Below are 17,574 nucleotides of genomic sequence, written 5' to 3'. Positions count from 1 at the left end.
TTTGTGCGGAAAAATTTCGTATATATTGATTATACCGTAAAAAATCCGTACAATCAATATGAGGTGATAATCATGAGAGAAGAGAAAGAACGTGTAGAAATTCGTATGCCTAAGACGATATTAGAAAAATTGGAGCAATATCAAAAAGAAAATGGGATTCCAACTAGAACAGCCGCAATCTTAGAATTGTTGAGAAAAGGATTGGAAAAATAACTTTGGCTAAAGCCAACCGAAATTCATCTCCCACCTACTCATTGGTGCGATTCGCACCTTCACATTCCTTGAGGATGGGAGACTTCTTTCGGAAAGCCGTTAAAAAGACGCTCTGCTCTCCCGATCCCGGCAAGCCGGAAAGGAAAAGGCCCTGCCAAAGACAGGGCCTTTATGGATTATTCCTGGGTGTCCGCTTTTTCGGATGTGACACTCACCTTTTCCCAATCCGTATGTGGATATATAGCCAAGTTTTTCACGCGGTTGTTCACCGCATACAATTGATAACGGTAAAGGGTCGGAATGACTGCTTGTTGTACGTTTTTACCTCTAGATTGCCGATCTCCTGCAGATGGATCCTTTTTCTGATCCAAAAATAAAGAAAGAAAAGATGAAAAAGCACACAAGCCGCTATACTGTACAGCGCCGTCCAGACGTAAACATCATCAATATGCTTGTCTTTTGCTAACATCATAAATGCAACAAATGCGTCAAACGCAGCCTTGTACATAAAAATAACGGCGGCAATACTTGGGAACCTCCAGCTGAAAGGACGGCTCGGAGTAGATAAAAGGATTGAAAGTACATGCACGATAAACAACAGGATTTCAAGGCGAAATACCCGTTCAAGGCGAAATACCCGTTGCCAAAAAGGAGACAAGTTTTCCCATCCGATATTTCCGCCATTTACAACTTTGTATGCGACTCCGATCATCACCAAAGAATAAACAAACAATGCGCATAAAAATTTCCGCAGATCGGAAAATGTCAGCAACCGGCTTCTCGCATCAGCATTTAAAATGAGCAAAAATTTTTCTTCGGTTAATTTTTTCACTACATCCCCCCGTGCTCTATTTAGGGCTTGCTGAACGAATCAAATTTGGTCAGATACAAGCCAAATTTGATTCGTTCAGCAAGCCCTACTTGTAGAAACAAAAAGCCCCCGGGTTGGGTGCATGTACATTAACCTCTTAACATATTCATAATATGGTTAATTTCTGTGTCATGCTTGCCGGATTTCCCGCTAAGAAACTCAATATCGCCCTTAATGCCTTTGATTTCATTTGAAACAACTGTAAAAATGCTTTTATGTTCTTCCAGTTTATCGTTTGTGAATTTAAAATTGCTTCGCAGTTCCAAAGCAAGGTTGTCTACTTTCGTTTCAATGCGTTCCTGCCCTGCTTTTAAGCTGGAAACATCGCTCTTTAAACCGGACACATCACTTTTTAAATCTCTCAATTCATGAAGAATTTGCTGCAAAATCTCATCCATCATTTTACCTCCTTCCTTTTTCAAATAGTATATCACAAAGATTGCTTTTCCTACTATCTATCATTTCTGTTTGTTATCAATTTTTTCTCGACAATTCGTATACAATTGTATACAGAAAGGAGCACGTGTATGAGATCATCAATTGACCCCGGAGGGAAATTTGAAGGCCCTTTTTGTCCTTCATCAATTCAATGAGGGACAGTTCGAGAATACTGGCCGCCCGTTTTGTCTTTCATCAATCTGATGAAGAACCTTTCACGATCCCCGCTGTTTTTTTTTTGCAATTGCGTGCAGCATAGCTGGCGCATGCAAAACCCGTGGCGAAACCGCACACGGGCTTTTGAACAACAGATTTATTGCACGCTAGAACTATATCCCCCGGGACTTTGCTGCTTTCTCCCAGCTATAGTAAACCCCTAAACTCACCACACCTAAAACGAGCGGCAACCACCACGGATAAGAAAAGGACGGGCCGATTTTTGGCATGAATTTATCCAGCAACATAACGCCGCCCAGAAAAACAGAGATTACGGCATCTGTTTTCAAAAAAGTTAGGATTTGCTCCTTTTTTGTTTTTTCCTTAAACAAACTCTTTTTCAAGATACGAAAGATATACCAAATGGCAAAGATCACGTATAGCCCGGCAATAAAAAAGTTCAGGGCCGCGGGTACAGGATAAAACGGCGGCAAAGGTCTGGAAAAGAACCGTTCAACAACAAAAGCAGTAATGCCATTAATGACCAAATCAATCCCCAAAAGCAAGATCATTATCCTGATTGTAAAAGAAACCATATTGCGTTTGTTTTCTTTCGGCAGTTGCCTGATGATTTCGTCGGCAAATGCTTTCGGGTCACCGCCGAACATTTGCACAGCTGTCTTGTTTTCTTTTTGGCCTTCGAGCAGATGGTCAAGCAGTTCCATCAGCACTTCTTCTGTTTGCTGCTCGGACAAAACGGTTTGCAGGCGAAGGTAGACAAGCAGATCGTCGTAAAATTTTTTGTTCTCAGGTGCCAGTTTCTGCCGTTTACGGTTGTTTTCCTCAATCAACTGTTTTACACTAAGCATCCTCACTTCTTCCTTTCAATAAAAGTTGAACAGGGGCTGCGATTTGCTGCCACTCTGTTGTAATCTCATCTAACGCGGATTTTCCTTTCTCCGTTAATTCATAATACTTGCGGCTTGGCCCGGAATCGGATGGTCGCATCTCTCCATGGATCCAGCCGTTCTTTTGCAGGCGCAACAGAACCGGGTAAAGCGTCCCCTCGCTAATTTCCTGGAGGCCTATTTGCTGAAGTTTTTTTGAAAGAATGTAGCCATAAACCGGTTCTTTTTCAATCACAGCCAGCACACAGCCGTCTAAAATGCCTTTCAGTAACTGGCTTCGAATGGACATCCCTCCACCCCCATTTCAACTACTTTGTTATGCAAGTTAGTTTATCAAAAAACGAACTACTTTGCAATGCAAAATAGCAAAAAACAATAAAAAAATCCAGCGGCAGGCAAACCGCTGGAGAAATGTTATGATTGCTTTTTTCGCTTGGAAAAATAATGAAGGAAAAAGGACAGAATCATATAGGCCAAAAGTGAATTACCCTCCACTTATCAACCTTACGGTTTGATTGAAGTGGGGGCTTCTCGGGTAATCCCGTCTAATGACAGAAAATTGACCGAGCTAACCCTCTCGTTCCGAAAGTTATTATTCTTTATGCTAATAAGCGTAATCCCTCATTTTTGATATTGATTGCTGAATTGTGATCGCGATCTAATACAAAGCCGCAAGAACATTTATATACACGTTCAGATAATGGCATTTCTTTTTCCTTGCCGCAACATGAACACTTCTTAGTGGAGGGAAACCACTTATCAATTTTCACAAGTTGTTTCCCCTGTTCTTTTAGCTTATACGCTAAGAAAGTAGTGAACATCCCCCAGCCGTTATCATGAACGCTTTTTCCAAAGTTGAGGGCTTGAGACATGCCTTTCATGTCTAAGTCCTCAATAATCACAGCGTCATAGTTTGTTGCTAATTCTTTTGACTTATGATGAAGAAAGTTTCTGCGCTGATTCGCTGTCTTTTCATGTAGCTTAGCCACTTTCAGGTGTTGTTTTTCCCATCTTGCAGAACCTTTCTTTCTTCGAGAAAGAATTCGTTGTGCTTTTGCTAATTTATCTAAGGCTTGCCGATAGTAACGTGGGTAATTGGCTTTCTTACCCTGTTCACTCTCGACATATAGACCATCCATAGCAAAATCCAAACCAACAACTTTCTGTATTTTAACTGGACGAATATCTTTCTCATATTCTGTCAAAATTGAAATGTAGTATTTGCCTGTCTTTGTTTTAGAAATAGTGCAAGATTTGATTTTATAATCAGCAGGTATCTCTCTATGCTGTTTCATTTTTATTGGCTTTTTGATTTTTGGCAGTTTGATATGACCATTTTCTAGCTTAATATTTCCGTTGACCATATTAGTTGTATAGGATTGTTTTGCTTTACGATTTTTGAACTTTGGAAAATCCGCATTTCCTTCAAAGAAATTCTTATAAGCAGTCTGTAAGTTCATTTGTGCATGATAATCATGAGAGAAGAGAAAGAACGTGTAGAAATTCGTATGCCTAAGACGATATTAGAAAAATTGGAGCAATATCAAAAAGAAAATGGGATTCCAACTAGAACAGCCGCAATCTTAGAATTGTTGAGAAAAGGATTGGAAAAATAACTTTGGCTAAAGCCAACCGAAATTCATCTCCCACCTACTCATTGGTGCGATTCACACCTTCACATTCCTAGAGGATGGGAGACTTCTTTCGGAAAGACGTTAAAAGAACGCTGATCCAAAAAAGCTTGCTCAACAGCCATCCAAATCATTTATTTTCTATTGATTTTTTGCTTATTTCGTCGTAAAGTATGGTAGCATCCTTTTCGCAATCATTTTTAGGTTTATTGATCCGTTTTGACATCTGACATAACAAAAATTTCTATTTATTGAAAATTTCGTTTAATTCCTCGGTATACAAAACCATTTTCATTCGAAATCATGCACATGAATTAGCCTCAACATGCCTAATCGTTATCTTTTTAATTGTGAGGTGCCTAAATATTCTATTTATCACCCTGATGAATAAGGTTATGAAAAAGGAGGGAGCATCATGTCAGTAATCTTCGTGTTCATATTATTTTCTATTTTCATTTTATACAATATCAATAGACTTACCAACACGCTATGTATGCAAAAAGACATACCGGAAGATCGCCAGCCGAAAGTGTTTAGAACGATTAACATTTTAATCACTATTCTGCTCATTTCTTCTTATATCGAAATTCTCTATACATAAGTGGAAATCAAGCCAGGCATCGCCTGGCTTTTATTCCAATATCTAGTAAATCCAAGATGCACCGATGATAATAAGCAAAATGAACAACACAACGACAAGTGCGAATCCTCCGCCATATGCTCCAGACATATCCGAGTTCCTCCTTTATTTTCACATTTTTCATTTGTTAATATAGCCATGCTGCACCAACAATGATGAGAAGGATGAAGAGCACCACAATTAATGCAAACCCTCCGCCATAAGCTGCACCCAATACCGATCACCTCCTTACACATTGGTCTATATCATACTATTCATTTGTTTTATTTTTGGTTTAGGCCTTTTTCCCGCTTGAAGACGACTGTATAGGTCATCAGATGATTTAACCTGATTAGAAAGGATTTAACAAAATGGCTTCGACAACAGAAGTTTCCAAACATTCTTGTTTTCTGCCAAATTCTAATCCGGATTTTTCAACTGACTAACCCTATTAGGATCTACTCTTTCAGCGGAAAGCTTTAAATTCCCACCATACCTCCTTTTCTGTTATTTGTATCGTATGTAACCCGGTATATTTTGACTGAAGCAAACGCCTATTTTCTTGTCGGTCATAAAAAGAAAAACTTTGGTAATTCCGCATAATTGTGATATAGTATGTCTATGTGGATAAAGAATATAAAAATGAAATTAAGTGTAGGAGTTGTTGAACGAATGAAAAAATGGATTCTCTCTTTGTCGTTGGCAGCCGGGATGATTGTTCTTGCTGCATGCGGAAACGGCGGAGATGATACCGTTGTAAAAACGAATGAAGGAAATATTACAAAAGAAGATCTGTACAACGCCATGAAAGAAAAATATCCTCAACAAACACAACAAGCGTTGCAAGAATTGGTGTACAAAAAAGTTTTATCTGAAAAATATAAAGTTTCGGATAAAGAGCTGAATGACGAGCTTCAAAAAACAAAAGACCAACTTGGTTCACAATATGAAGCGTTCCTCGCCCAATACGGCATGGACGAAAAGGGATTTAAAGACTACTTAAAATTGGAACTATTAGAGCAAAAAGCGGCAACGGCCGATATTAAAATCAGCGATCAAGAATTGAAAAATTATTATAAAAAATGGCAGCCGGAAATCAAAGTCCGCCACATATTAGTCGATGATGAAAAAACGGCAAATGAAATAAAAGCGCAGCTGGATAAAGGGGCCAAATTCGAGGATCTTGCCAAAAAATACTCCAAAGACACAGCTTCCGCCAACAATGGAGGAGATTTAGGATGGATCGATTACCAAGGCCGCAAGCAATTTGTTCCTGAATTCACTAAAGCGCTTGATACTTTGAAAGTCAAAGAAATAAGCAAACCGATTAAAACAGAATACGGCTACCATATTATCCAAATTACAGATAAGAAAAAGAAAAAACCGTTTAACGAAGTAAAAGATCAATTGAAAGAAGAACTGAAACTCTCGAAAGTCGATCAAACTAAGATGCAGAAAAAACTTAACGAAGTGCTGAAAGATGCTAATGTAAAAGTCGAAGACAAAGACTTTAACGGTTTGTTTTCCGAAGCAACCTCCAATAAATAATAATGTGAAATAATAATGTGTGCTGCTTTTTTGAAACGGAACGCCTTTCGTTTCAGAAAGGCAGCATTTTTTTGAAAGCGAACAAGTGCAGCATGCCTTTTCTTCTTCTCGCAATCAATTTTTCATTCGCCTTTTTTCCACGATTCGGACTAGCCATATAAAAAGGCGCTCCAAAAGAAGAATTCTTTTGAAGCGCCTTTTACGTTTATGCTCCTTGTTGTTCCTGATCTTGTTTCTGTTTCTTTTTTTTCTCTTCTTGCATCCTCTTTATAAATACTTCGCCTTCTTTTTCGATCCATTCCTGGTCTGCCTTCCGATCTTCTCTCGCCGTTTTAATCACCATAAATGCACTAATAAATATTCCTGCCACAACGAAATACATCCAAAACGGTACCGTCATTTTCCACCTCTCCTAACTTGTCCGCATTTACTACATCTTATGAGACGGAAACGTTGCCTATTCCTATAATTTTTTCCATTATCCTCTGTTACCGCCAACTAGACGTCATTCAGGTCTCCCGCAACGAAACGTCATGATAAAGAAAAATATCAGAATGGAATGGGGAGAAAGAGAGCCGCACGATCTATCTTTTCCACTTTCAAAAGGAATTCTTCCCTTAAAAAAAGACCTCTAAAAAGAGGTCTCAGAGTGTAGACAAAAGGCATCCGAATGTGTGTATTCGGATGCCTTTTGACATTTTTATACTTTAAAGGTTGGGATTAGACCCCTCTAAGGGGTCTATTTTATGCCATTATTGGACTTTTCCATGCCCAGCAGGCCATCTTTTTCAAATTCATTGCAGCAAAAGTTAGCATCGCCTGCATGGACAATTTTTTTAGACCTCTTAAGGTTGTCCAACGCATACCATGCTTTTCCTTTGCATCAGCAAAAACACGTTCAATGGTTTCTTTCCGTCTTGCATAAATGCTCTTATTCTCTTGTGTATGCCGAAGATGATCAGCTTCCTCTAAATAAAATTCCCATACATGTCGCTGAATCAGTTTTTTATGCTCCTTACTTTGGGTGCACTTCGAGAGGAATGGACAATCTTTACACTGGACTGGATCAGAAAAATATTGACGATAGCCTTCCTTCGTCGTAGTTGCATATTTTAACACTTGTCCTTGCGGACAAAGATAACAATCGTAGTATTCATCGTAAACATACTCATGTTTTTTGAAATAACCATCCTTTGTACGAGGGCGAGTATAAGGTAAAGCAGGGGTCATATCATTTTCAAATATGTATTGGGCAACGGCGGGAGTTTTATATCCAGCGTCAGCAGCAACTACAACCGGTTTTCCATGTTTTTCGATGACTTTTTCAAGAAGTGGCTCCAATACGGAACTGTCATGAATATTCCCTGGCGTTACAATAGCCCCCAAAACAAAGCCATTTCGATCCGCAGCAGCATGGAATGAGTAAGCAAACTGTTTTGTTCGCTCGTCTTTTACGTAGTAACCACTTTCCGGATCAGTGGTACTTTCTTTTATTTCTTTATATTCTTCTTTCCCAAATTTATCTGGAGGAAATGGCTTTTTTCCATGTGCTTCTCGATCAGCATTTATCTCATCTTGTAGACGTGCTTGATAGGCTTTCGTTTCTTTTCGAACCACTTTCTTCACAAATTTATGCTTATTCGCACTCGCTTTGACATGAGTAGAATCAATAAAGACATGCTCACTGCTTATCAGCTTCTTATCTGCAGCTTCTTTCAAAATGCGATAGAATATCTGTTCAAATAAGTCTGTATCCTTAAAGCGTCGCTCGTAGTTTTTCCCAAACGTTGAAAAGTGAGGTACCTTATCATAAAAACCAAATCCAAGAAACCAACGGTAAGCCAGATTCGTTTCGATTTCCTCTATAGTTTTTCGCATGGAACGAATACCGAAGGTATATTGGATGAAAGCCATTTTAATCAATACAACTGGATCAATACTTGGTCGACCTCTTTCCGATGAATACATGTCTTGAACAAGCGAATAGATAAATGAAAAATCAATAGCAGCGTCGATTTTACGAACCAAATGATCTGCAGGTACAAGTTGGTCTAAAGCTATCATTTCTATTTGATCACGATTCATCTGTGTATTTTTTGTTAGCACTTCATCCACCTCAATTCATTACGGTATCTTAATTATACAAAAAAAGACTGTCGGCAAATCCGGTTTTTTCGGATTTGTCGACAGTCTGAGACCTCTAAAAAGAGGTCTCTTCATCGCTGAAATAGGAATGAAATCGAATATACTAATTAAAACTTTGGCTTATAAAAAGAGCGGTTATCCATAGCGAAAATTCGCTCGGAAAATTCTCCCGGTTTCGTTTTTTCTAAAGCTCGATCCAGCATATTCATCTTCGCATCAATATTATCAATGTAATGAAGAATTTCCGCTTCTTTGATTAACGGCGGCTTCGGGCTCCCCCATTCCGGCTTTCCGTGGTGGCTTAAAACAATATGCTGGAGAATAAACACCTCTTCTCCTTCGATGCCCAGCTCTTCGGCCGCCTTGGCAATTTCATTGATCATGATCGTGATATGCCCCAACAAATTTCCTTCAGCCGTATAGGTAGTCGCAACGGGGCCCGACAACTCAATGACTTTGCCCAGATCATGAAGAATCACACCGGCATAGAGCAAATCCCGATTTAAAGAAGGATATAAATCCGCAATGGCCTTTGCCAGTTTTAACATGGAAACGACATGATAAGCTAATCCGGATACAAATTCATGATGGTTTTTAGTAGCTGCCGGATATTGATAAAAAGGCTCAGAATATTTTTTCAGCAAGTAACGAGTGATCCTTTGGATATTAGGATTTTTCAATTCAAAAATAAACTGAGTGATGATTTCTGCCATCTCATCCGAATGCATCGGGGCCGACATAACAAAGTCTTGAATTTTGACTCCTTCATTTTCGGAGGCCGGTCGGATTTGCCGAATTCTTAGTTGATTTCGCCCGCGGTAATTTTGAATATCTCCGAGCACTTTTACAATCGTTTCCGCCCGATATTGTTTTTCATCCTGTTCTGTCGCATCCCATAGTTTCGCTTCAATTTCACCGCTTTTGTCTTGAAGAATCAGGTTTAAATACGGTTTTCCATTGACGGCTGTGCTTTTCGTCATGGATTTAATCAATAAATAACAATCGACAGACTGTCCTGCCTCATAATGGATAATTCCCTGAACCATTCAGTTTTTCCTCCTGTACACCGGCAATGGATTTAATCGACACCATTATATCACATAAACAGTATTTGATTATTCATCCTGAAGGAAGCGAATGTAAAAGAAAACTCATAGGCAGCCATTCGTTCAAAAATGGTTCCCAAATATTTTTTAAACCCGTGGTGCTAGTTGAGTGTCAGCGCTCAACCAGCCCTAGTGTGACCAAGGAATAAGCCAACAAGATGCCATCGAGTGCCACTTCAAACCCGGCCATGGAATTCGCTCGAATGTCGGTGATCCGGTATTGGTCTACGAGAATCGAAAACACCGTCTCGATGACTTTGCGTTTTTTCCTGATCCATTCTTCCCATGCCTTGGATGGGCCGTGCTTTTGATTGTGTCGAGACGGTGTCCAGAACGCGGCTTGGTGTTCTTCGTACAGCTTTTCTCGAAGAGCGTGGCTGATGTACCCTTTGTCCCCAAAGTTGTAGGGATGAGGGATTTGAGTCATCACCGTTTCAGCGGCTTTGACGTCGTGGCAGGACGCTTCCGTCACGACATAGCCCATGGCCAGCCCTTGATTGGTCACTTGAAGATGCAGCTTGAAACCGTAGTACCATTGCTTTTTGGAAGCACAATACCCCATATCCGCGATCCCTCGAAACCGCTTGACGCGCTGCATTCTTGCGGGATGGCACAACGGAAGAGGCAAGCTGTCGACGACCGCATAAGCATGGTGTTGGCCACGTTTCGCCAGCTCATGACGGATCCATTTGATGGCGAAACCAAGCGCTCGGCAGCGGCGGTTGTATCGGGAGCGTTCAAGAAACGAGCCGTTTGTGAACAAATTTCCCGTGACAAAACGATGCCAGGCTCGTTCGGAAGAAAAGCCCAGCAGCTTCCCCAAAAGGTGAACCGCCATGACCACTTCGTCTTCTTGCTTGACCAAGTGACGGTTGCGGCGATGAAGATACATTTGAATCAACGACAGTTGGGCAGAAACAAAACAGAAAATAGCGGCATATTGTTTTTGAAGTTTGGCTGGATCTGTAGTAAAATGAAAGTGCTCTTGCATGGGGGATCTCTCCTTTCGAATGTTGGGTGACACTTTCATTCTACTGGAGATCCGCCAGCAAGGGCTATTTTTATGCTTGTCTGAGTTTTATCTAACACCACGGGTTTTTTAAAACTTTATATAAAAATTCCGTTTCACCCAATCGGCAAACAAATATATGGATAGGCAGACGGCGATTCTGCCTCCAGCTCATTTATTTTGATCATTTTGTTACGTTCGCCCAGTCAGGTTCTTCTAAATGAATAATAGAAGTTTCCGGAAAATACATTTTAACATGTTGATGGCATGTAAAAATCAATATTTGTGTATGGCGGCTAACCTCTTTTAATACTTCTGCCACTGCGGCCATTCGTTTATGATCAAAATGGACAAAGGCGTCATCAATGATGAGCGGAAATGGATATTCTTCCTGCAAGACGGAAGCGAGAGCAAGACGAAGGGACACATACACCTGTTCACCGGTGGCCTGGCTTAATTCTTGCGGTTCAAAAAACATCCCATCTTTTCGTTTTACATAAAACTTTCCTTCTTCATTCGTATAAAGGTGAATATACCGTCCATTTGTCAACATGCTTAAAAGTTCTTCTGCTTTTTGCAAAGCAAGTGGAAGTTTTTGATCTTTAAAATGCTTCACCGTTTTAGCAAAGATATGTTTTGCAATCGCTAGCTGCGCCCATTTTTTTGCTTTTTCGTTTACTACCGACCGCTGAAGATGGAAAAGATGAAGCCGTTCTGCGTAAGTCCCGCCCTCTTCTAAAACCTTTTTCTCATACTCCCATTTCGCTAGATCTGCCTGTACTCTTTTTTTCTCCTGTCCTAGTTCTTTCAACTTTTCTTCGACCTCTAGTTTGGCTTTTTTCCATTTTGCGGGCTGATCGAGCGGAAATAGAAGGTCCGGGCTGTCAGGCACCTGACGATGAATGAGTTCTAAACGTTCTTTCAACTGTTCAAGTTTTTTCCATTGAGTCCCCTTTTTCCGAAAATCTTCTTCTGTTTCCGTATTAGCGGACGCAAACAGTTTCTGAATTTCTCTTTCAAATTCGGCTTTTTCCTTTATCACTGCCAGAAGCTCCTCTTTATACTGCTCTGCTTGTTTGCTCGTTTCCTTTATTTGCAAGGCTTTCTCTTTATTTTTTTTCAACTGTTCTTTTAATTGAAACAGCACATATTCTATATCGTGGTCCGGTAAACCAAGAGTCTTTGTCCATCGATGCAATTGATCTTTCCATCTTTGAATAGACTCTTCCATTTCTTTCATTCTTTCTTGGCATATTTTTTTCTGACGAATGATGTCTTTCATACTTAAAAGTTTTTCAAACGCCTCATCCAAAATATTCCATTCCATTGTTTTCGGAAAACAAAGCTTGTGCTGAATTCTTTGAACTCTCAACAAGTTTCCGGAAAATTCCCGCTCCCATTCCTTTTTGTCCGAAATCAGCTTACTCTTTTGCTGCTCCAATTGTTCCAGTCTCATAATCGATTGTTTCCATCTGTCCCGCAGTTCGGTTTGTTTTCGATACATAGAGGCCTCTTCTTTTGTCAGAAGATACCCCATTTCCTGAATTTCTTTCTTACGTTGATTGATTTCCTTTTTTAGCTCTTTTTCTTGTTCTTCCAAAAGATCCGGAGTTTTTTTCGTCCATAATAAAAAGGCGGCAACAAATCCAAAAAAAGGTGCTGAAAGCAGAAGCCACTCGTGTTGAATGACAAGCCATAGAGCTAAAACGATTGAAAAAACAAAAACGAAACCGGCGGCAAGAGGCTGCTTATTCCTCTTTTTTGCCTGTTTTTCTGTCTCGATTTTTTGTAGTTGTAGTTCAAGCCAACGAATTTCCTTTGCCAAAGATTCTTTTTCAGTTTGGTTTTCCGCTTTTTTTTGCAGCGTTCGAAACTCTTGCTCCGGCAATAACAGCTCCTCAATCTTCTCACATTCCTTTTCCGCCGTTTGAAGCTCGCTGCGGTTAGTTTGCAAAGCTTTTTCGATGTGCTCTTTTTGCGAAATGAGACGAATAAGCTTTTGAATTTCCTCCTTAATTCGTCGTTTTACATCCATACTCGTATCAATCTGATAAATTTCTTCGTCCGTGAAATGTTCAAAATGAAGATACGTCTTGAGCTCTTCCAATTGACTGTTTAATTCTGAGATCTTCATTTGATCATTTTGCCAATCTTCTTGCCACTTTTTATACTCGGCACTTTGATTCACACTTGCCTCAATGGCCGCCTCTTCCTCCAGGGATAAAAGGTCGTTTTGCCATCGCCGGATTTGCTTTTCTTTCCAATCGATCTTTTCTTGTAAAGCAGAAATCATCCCTTCTAAATGATGGAGCCGATCCAAATGCTTTTCAAGCCGGGAAATGCCATCCACCGGAAATGCCACTTCTCCGATGGCTTTCATTTCTTCTTCCAACCGCTGTTTTTCCATAAGCAGCGGTCTAATGGTTTCTTCTCTTGCCAGTCTTTCCAAATATGCTTGACATTTCCCTTCTTCGACGGACAGCTTTGATAAATGCTGTTTTTGATTCTCGATTTCTACTAAAACATGAAGATATTGGTCATTTTTCTTTTTCCCTTTTTTAACATCTGCCTCCAGTTCCTTCAATGTCTGTAATTCTTGATTAATAACCGGATTTCGTCCGTTTGGCTTATAAAGCTTTTCCATTTCTTTCTGCAGTTTTTTCTCCAGCCGGTATAAGGAATCTGTCCCGACGGTTCCGGCGGAAAATAAAAAGCGGCCGATATCTTCCTCTTTTAATTGGTGAAGTTTTTGCAGACCATGGACGTCAAATGAAAAAATAGAACGGTAAAAGTTCTCATCCATTCCATTTAACAGTCGACGTAGAAGATCTTCACCGCCTATCGTTCCATCGTCGAGCCTTACTGTCACCGAACTGGAGGATGTTCCTTTCACTCTTTCAATGACTGCTTTGCCCATATTCACGGTTTCAAGCGTCAATTTCCCCCCATATTTGGAATGGGTTTTCGGTTCATAATTCTTTGCTTGTCTGGTAGGAAATCCGAATAAAACGGCATGGATAAACGCCATAATGGTCGATTTTCCTGCTTCATTTTCCCCGTAAATGAGCTGCAATGATTTCAAGTCTTTTAAATAAAAATTTTCCAATTTTCCAAAGCCGTATATATGAAGATCAGAAATTCTCACCGCTCATTGCTCCTTCCTCTGCCAATCCTTCTTGAATCAAGCGTTTCGCTTCTTCTAACATTTCCTCTTTTTCTTCCTCCGTCAGATCAGTTAAGAAGCGGCTCGTTTTATAATGAAAATAAAGGGAGGAAAGCGCCTCTTCCCAATCTTCTTTTGTTAAAGACGCCGTCTGCTTTTCAAATTCCCGATAAAAAGGATGATTTTCTTTGAATTTCAGAGGATGCTGCGGATCGATGATAAACCGATGTACCCAAACAAACGACTCATTTAGATCTTCGCCGTCTTGCAGAGCTTCCAATAATTCTCCGCTCGTGATTTTATCTCTTATTTCTCGATTAGACACATTTTCCAACTGAATTTCCAGCATGACACCTTGATTCGTTTGACGGTTATCCTCCATCATCTGCTTCAAACGCATGAAAAAAGAATGAAAACTTTCCTCTTCCGATAGCTTCAAGACTTCTTTTTTCCATTGAATATCAGCCGTTTCAATAAATTCAAGGCGCGTTCCGGTTTGATCCAATTCAACGAGATAACAGCCTTTCGCTCCAATTTCTTTTCGATGACGTCCTTGAATGTTCCCGGGATAGAGAATATAAGGATCTTTGTGTAAAATCTTTGTTTGATGAATATGTCCAAGCGCCCAATAATCAAATTGTTTTTCCAGCAGATCATTGACTGAAAATGGAGCATAAGGTTGATGGCTTGATTTTCCTTTTTCCTCATAACCGTGAAGCAAACCGATATGAAAATCCGCTCCGTCTTGCTTTTGGTACTCGTTTATTTTCCGCTCCCATACATGGCGTTTATCATAACTGAATCCATACAAGTGAACAATCGCTCCCGCTTTTGTCTGATGGCGAATAGCTTCTACTTGAGAAGAAAAAACATGAACATTGGATGGCAATTTCAGCGACACCCATTGGCCGTTTAAATGATCATGATTTCCGTGAAGAATATAGGCGGAAATGCCATGCTGTTTTAGCCGATTCATTTCTGTTTGCAGCCGAGCCTGTGCTTTAATGCTTCTGTCTTCACCGTCGAATAGATCACCCGATATAAGTACAAAATCCACTTCTCTTTTGATGGCTTCATCTATGATTCTATGAAATGAACGAAAAGTACTTTCGCGTATTCTTGCAAATAACTCCGGAGGCAGGCGCTGTTCCAAACCGATAAACGGACTATCCAAATGCAGATCCGCCGTATGAATAAATCGAATTTGTTTCACGATGGCATTCCCTCCAAGCCAAAAATCGAATGTATGTTCTTTTATTATACTTTTATTATGAAAGATTTTCTATTGAAATCTAGCCTCATCACAGTGAAAACTGAAAGATATTGATGGTTTTGGCCAATTTGCAAAGGAGACAGATTCTCCGTCAACCTATTCAAAAACTTATCCATTGAAAAATAAGCAGAAATCGTTTACAATGTTTAAACAAAATATTGTAAATATTCTTTATTTTTAACTAGATGTATATTGGGAGGTTTCTGCATTGAAAGAATATACGCTGACTGTCTTCCAAAAAAATGGTGAAAAGTTGTTAGATGATACGTTCGAAGCTGCCAACGACCATAAGGCTAAAGAAAAAGGCAGCCAAATTCTAAAGGAAAAAGGCTTTTCCGATTACACGTACCGCTGCACATCGTCAGAAGGAAAACTTTTGCTGTTTCACTCATAAAAAAGAGCCTCTATGAGAAGGCTAAACTTCTTCAACTTTGAAATTCAGCATGACTTTCTATCGATTCTTTCATCAATCTGCCTTGATGTTAATAGTTCTCTCCCGCAAGTCTCCATCATGTTTTTCCATGCAAATCAAAAACAGCCTTATCAAGAAGGCTGTTTTTTGCAGAAAAGCTGCTGTAAAATCTGAAGCTTTTTTTCTGTATATTCTTCGTAACGTTCATTATACGATTTTGGGTCTTTCGGATTAGCAAAACGTTCAATCTTTCCAGTTTCCGGATCGATAAATTTGCTTGCTGCCCCGCATCCTAATCCAATGATAGTCTGCACTTCTTCCATGATCAAAATGTTATAGATGCTTTCTCGCCCCGGTAAGGCATATCCGACATTTTCAAGGTTCCCTAAAATGTTTTTTTGCCGGTACAAATAATAAGGAACATAGTTGTGCGCTGCGGTCCAGTCTTGGGCCAATTTCATCATTTCTTCTGCTTCTTCCCGGCTTGCCACCGGATATTTGTCTTTATTTTGGGTCATGACCGATGCACGTTTAAACGATAGGGTATGAATCGTCAGAGATTCTGGCATTAGTTTTTCTGTTTTATCTAATGAATATTGAAATTCCCGCACTCCTTCACCAGGTAGACCGATAATCAAATCCATGTTGATATTATTCATTCCCATGCTTCGAGCCAAGTGAAATTTTTCAATCGTTTCCCCCACTGTATGGTGGCGGCCAATGGCTTTCAACGTTTCTTGAATGTAAGATTGCGGATTGATACTGATCCGGTCAATATTCCATTTTTTTAGCACTTCAAGTTTTTCTGGCGTAATCGTATCGGGTCTGCCTGCTTCAACGGTAATTTCTCTTACGTTCTCAACCCCCGGAAATGATCGATACATTTGTTCATATAAAAGATCCATTTCCTCTGCGGTGATCGAAGTTGGCGTGCCTCCTCCATAATAAATCGTTGTGATTTTTATACCGTTATCTTTTAAAAATTGGCCGATTTTCTCCATTTCATAATGAAGACCGCCTAAGAATGAAGCCACTCTCCCTTGTTTTCCCTGGATTGCAAAAGCAGGAAAAGTACAGTAAGCGCACTTCGTTGGGCAAAACGGTATGCCAATATAAATGCTCACTTCATTTTGCAAATGATAAAGATCAGGGACAATCGTTAGTTGTCGATCCACAATTTTCTCCATTAATTGAATCTTTTCATCCGTAATTAAATATTCTTTTTTTAATTGTTCATGGGCCTCTTCTTTAGAATTCCCGCTCCGCAATTTTTTATGGAGCAGCTTTGTTGGACGAATGCCGGTTAAAAATCCCCACTGCTGTCGGATTCCGGTATATTGTTGCAACACTTCAAGAAATGCGTGCGATACAGCCTTTTTAACTTGCTTAAAATATTCTTTTTCCGTTTGGGTTGGATCCGCCGATTTTTCTACTGAAGATTGATAGATCTTCGCGGAGTCTGGCGCCGATAAAGCCATTTTTACTTTTATGACTGAATTGGCTTGGATATCCAATTTCACTTTGAGGATCTCGTCGGGAAGATTCTCCTCTTCCAAAAGAATATCGGTCTCTTCAAAAAATAAATTGGCAATTAGTTGAAGAGGTCTATGCAAACGTTCATCTACTGTGCCTGTCACAAGAATGTTCAATCGTATCACCTTTCAATAAGTAAACTATTTTTTAGTTTACTGAATGAATCGTCCATCGGTCAAGGATCCATCCATTTGTTCACCTAAAAGCCCACAGATAAAACAGAACAAATCCATATTTCCTCATTTGAAAAATCTCGAATAATTCCCATATACTATTAGCCATAAAAAAAACGCCCTTTGTCGAAACAAGGGCGATGAAAGATGCGACTTATTTTAAGTGATCCATTTTTTCTAAAAATCGGATCGGCCGCTGTCTCCTAAATAACTCTTTCACGACATAAGATACCCCATTTTCCTGATTGGATCTTGTCACCCAATCAGCAGCTTCTTTTACATGATCAGGAGCATTGCCCATGGCAACCCCAAGACCTGCATTGTGCAAGAGAGGCAAATCGTCGATGCCAGACCCAATCATGACCACTTCTTTTAG

Annotated in this window: 19 protein-coding genes and 1 pseudogene (1 of these 20 running past the window's edge); 5 read left to right on the top strand and 15 right to left on the bottom strand. The window is 39.8% G+C overall.

Going from position 1 to position 17,574, the window contains the following annotated elements:
* The first annotated feature begins 72 nt into the window (after positions 1 to 72).
* Entirely contained in the window at positions 73 to 213 is a 141-nt protein-coding gene (locus N1I87_RS04310) for a ribbon-helix-helix protein, CopG family (RefSeq protein WP_003352379.1), read from the top strand.
* A gap of 265 nt (positions 214 to 478) precedes the next feature.
* Here the strand turns inward: N1I87_RS04310 and N1I87_RS04305 are convergent, their stop codons facing one another.
* The 5 genes and pseudogenes from N1I87_RS04305 to N1I87_RS04285 form a co-directional block, all read right to left on the bottom strand.
* Entirely contained in the window at positions 479 to 1,045 is a 567-nt protein-coding gene (locus tag N1I87_RS04305) for a hypothetical protein (protein WP_341100766.1), read from the bottom strand.
* Between the two features lie 128 nt (positions 1,046 to 1,173).
* A complete protein-coding gene (locus N1I87_RS04300; RefSeq protein WP_003353765.1) occupies positions 1,174 to 1,482 on the bottom strand; it encodes a hypothetical protein in 309 nt (102 codons plus the stop codon).
* Between the two features lie 369 nt (positions 1,483 to 1,851).
* The gene (locus N1I87_RS04295) at positions 1,852 to 2,529 is read right to left on the bottom strand and encodes a DUF1129 family protein (RefSeq protein ID WP_341095146.1); all 678 of its coding nucleotides are present in this window, start codon (positions 2,527 to 2,529) and stop codon (positions 1,852 to 1,854) included.
* Between the two features lie 10 nt (positions 2,530 to 2,539).
* Positions 2,540 to 2,875 (bottom strand): PadR family transcriptional regulator, encoded by a 336-nt coding sequence (locus tag N1I87_RS04290; RefSeq protein WP_003353767.1) that lies wholly within the window; start codon positions 2,873 to 2,875, stop codon positions 2,540 to 2,542.
* A 310-nt stretch (positions 2,876 to 3,185) separates the two neighbouring features.
* A pseudogene (locus N1I87_RS04285) lies at positions 3,186 to 4,055 on the bottom strand (RNA-guided endonuclease InsQ/TnpB family protein); the annotation flags it as partial.
* A gap of 6 nt (positions 4,056 to 4,061) precedes the next feature.
* Between N1I87_RS04285 and N1I87_RS04280 the strand changes: the two are divergent.
* Entirely contained in the window at positions 4,062 to 4,202 is a 141-nt protein-coding gene (locus N1I87_RS04280) for a ribbon-helix-helix protein, CopG family (RefSeq protein WP_003352379.1), read from the top strand.
* Between the two features lie 430 nt (positions 4,203 to 4,632).
* Positions 4,633 to 4,818 carry a hypothetical protein gene (locus N1I87_RS04275; protein ID WP_003353770.1) on the top strand — a complete coding sequence of 62 codons (186 nt, stop codon included), beginning with the start codon at positions 4,633 to 4,635 and terminating at the stop codon, positions 4,816 to 4,818.
* Positions 4,819 to 4,860: 42 nt separating this feature from the next.
* Here the strand turns inward: N1I87_RS04275 and N1I87_RS04270 are convergent, their stop codons facing one another.
* Positions 4,861 to 4,947: a YjcZ family sporulation protein gene (locus N1I87_RS04270; RefSeq protein ID WP_040341153.1), complete on the bottom strand. Its 87-nt coding sequence runs from the start codon at positions 4,945 to 4,947 to the stop codon at positions 4,861 to 4,863.
* 37 nt (positions 4,948 to 4,984) lie between these two features.
* Positions 4,985 to 5,071, bottom strand: a complete 87-nt coding sequence (locus N1I87_RS04265; protein WP_061778555.1) for a YjcZ family sporulation protein — start codon at positions 5,069 to 5,071, stop codon at positions 4,985 to 4,987.
* A 437-nt stretch (positions 5,072 to 5,508) separates the two neighbouring features.
* Between N1I87_RS04265 and N1I87_RS04260 the strand changes: the two genes are divergently transcribed.
* Entirely contained in the window at positions 5,509 to 6,384 is an 876-nt protein-coding gene (locus N1I87_RS04260) for a peptidylprolyl isomerase (RefSeq protein ID WP_048622832.1), read from the top strand.
* A gap of 205 nt (positions 6,385 to 6,589) precedes the next feature.
* Here N1I87_RS04260 and N1I87_RS04255 read toward each other — a convergent pair whose 3' ends face one another.
* The 6 genes from N1I87_RS04255 to N1I87_RS04230 form a co-directional block, all read right to left on the bottom strand.
* A complete protein-coding gene (locus N1I87_RS04255; protein ID WP_003353772.1) occupies positions 6,590 to 6,784 on the bottom strand; it encodes a sporulation YhaL family protein in 195 nt (64 codons plus the stop codon).
* Positions 6,785 to 7,128: 344 nt separating this feature from the next.
* Positions 7,129 to 8,490 carry an IS1182 family transposase gene (locus tag N1I87_RS04250; RefSeq protein WP_341100430.1) on the bottom strand — a complete coding sequence of 454 codons (1,362 nt, stop codon included), beginning with the start codon at positions 8,488 to 8,490 and terminating at the stop codon, positions 7,129 to 7,131.
* Positions 8,491 to 8,636: 146 nt separating this feature from the next.
* On the bottom strand, positions 8,637 to 9,575 hold the full coding sequence (yhaM, locus tag N1I87_RS04245; protein ID WP_003353778.1) for a 3'-5' exoribonuclease YhaM: 939 nt from the start codon (positions 9,573 to 9,575) through the stop codon (positions 8,637 to 8,639).
* A 172-nt stretch (positions 9,576 to 9,747) separates the two neighbouring features.
* The gene (locus N1I87_RS04240) at positions 9,748 to 10,626 is read right to left on the bottom strand and encodes an IS982-like element ISGsp1 family transposase (protein WP_004439648.1); all 879 of its coding nucleotides are present in this window, start codon (positions 10,624 to 10,626) and stop codon (positions 9,748 to 9,750) included.
* 202 nt (positions 10,627 to 10,828) lie between these two features.
* Positions 10,829 to 13,789: an ATP-binding protein gene (locus N1I87_RS04235; RefSeq protein WP_341100763.1), complete on the bottom strand. Its 2,961-nt coding sequence runs from the start codon at positions 13,787 to 13,789 to the stop codon at positions 10,829 to 10,831.
* Entirely contained in the window at positions 13,776 to 15,020 is a 1,245-nt protein-coding gene (locus N1I87_RS04230; RefSeq protein ID WP_341100762.1) for a metallophosphoesterase family protein, read from the bottom strand. The genes N1I87_RS04235 and N1I87_RS04230 overlap by 14 nt, the downstream gene beginning before the upstream one ends.
* 268 nt (positions 15,021 to 15,288) lie before the next feature.
* Between N1I87_RS04230 and N1I87_RS04225 the strand changes: the two genes are divergently transcribed.
* The gene (locus N1I87_RS04225; RefSeq protein ID WP_341100761.1) at positions 15,289 to 15,474 is read left to right on the top strand and encodes a YhzD family protein; all 186 of its coding nucleotides are present in this window, start codon (positions 15,289 to 15,291) and stop codon (positions 15,472 to 15,474) included.
* 149 nt (positions 15,475 to 15,623) lie between these two features.
* On the opposite strand, the gene N1I87_RS04220 is transcribed toward N1I87_RS04225, so the two are convergent.
* The gene (locus N1I87_RS04220; protein WP_341100759.1) at positions 15,624 to 17,141 is read right to left on the bottom strand and encodes a coproporphyrinogen III oxidase; all 1,518 of its coding nucleotides are present in this window, start codon (positions 17,139 to 17,141) and stop codon (positions 15,624 to 15,626) included.
* A gap of 211 nt (positions 17,142 to 17,352) precedes the next feature.
* Positions 17,353 to 17,574: the 3' portion of a Cof-type HAD-IIB family hydrolase gene (locus N1I87_RS04215; protein WP_341100756.1), read on the bottom strand. 648 nt of this gene lie beyond the right edge of the window; 222 of the gene's 870 nt are visible here — the last part of the coding sequence; its start codon lies off the right edge, out of view; the stop codon is at positions 17,353 to 17,355.

The organism is Bacillus sp. FSL W8-0102, assembly GCF_038007225.1.
In the GTDB taxonomy this organism is placed as follows: Bacteria; Bacillota; Bacilli; order Bacillales; family DSM-4216; genus Bacillus_O; species Bacillus_O smithii.
The sequence above is the reverse complement of the archived record's forward strand: the minus strand, read 5'-3'. Positions and strand labels throughout refer to the sequence as shown.

What these genes read in the sequence shown, in the direction of transcription:
- N1I87_RS04280 (WP_003352379.1), top strand. Translation starts at nt 4,062, where the DNA reads ATGAGAGAAGAGAAAGAACGTGTAGAAATTCGTATGCCTAAGACGATA.
- yhaM (WP_003353778.1), bottom strand. Translation starts at nt 9,575, where the DNA reads ATGGTTCAGGGAATTATCCATTATGAGGCAGGACAGTCTGTCGATTGT.
- N1I87_RS04260 (WP_048622832.1), top strand. Translation starts at nt 5,509, where the DNA reads ATGAAAAAATGGATTCTCTCTTTGTCGTTGGCAGCCGGGATGATTGTT.
- N1I87_RS04300 (WP_003353765.1), bottom strand. Translation starts at nt 1,482, where the DNA reads ATGGATGAGATTTTGCAGCAAATTCTTCATGAATTGAGAGATTTAAAA.
- N1I87_RS04240 (WP_004439648.1), bottom strand. Translation starts at nt 10,626, where the DNA reads ATGCAAGAGCACTTTCATTTTACTACAGATCCAGCCAAACTTCAAAAA.
- N1I87_RS04275 (WP_003353770.1), top strand. Translation starts at nt 4,633, where the DNA reads ATGTCAGTAATCTTCGTGTTCATATTATTTTCTATTTTCATTTTATAC.
- N1I87_RS04290 (WP_003353767.1), bottom strand. Translation starts at nt 2,875, where the DNA reads ATGTCCATTCGAAGCCAGTTACTGAAAGGCATTTTAGACGGCTGTGTG.
- N1I87_RS04310 (WP_003352379.1), top strand. Translation starts at nt 73, where the DNA reads ATGAGAGAAGAGAAAGAACGTGTAGAAATTCGTATGCCTAAGACGATA.
- N1I87_RS04270 (WP_040341153.1), bottom strand. Translation starts at nt 4,947, where the DNA reads ATGTCTGGAGCATATGGCGGAGGATTCGCACTTGTCGTTGTGTTGTTC.
- N1I87_RS04255 (WP_003353772.1), bottom strand. Translation starts at nt 6,784, where the DNA reads ATGACGGTACCGTTTTGGATGTATTTCGTTGTGGCAGGAATATTTATT.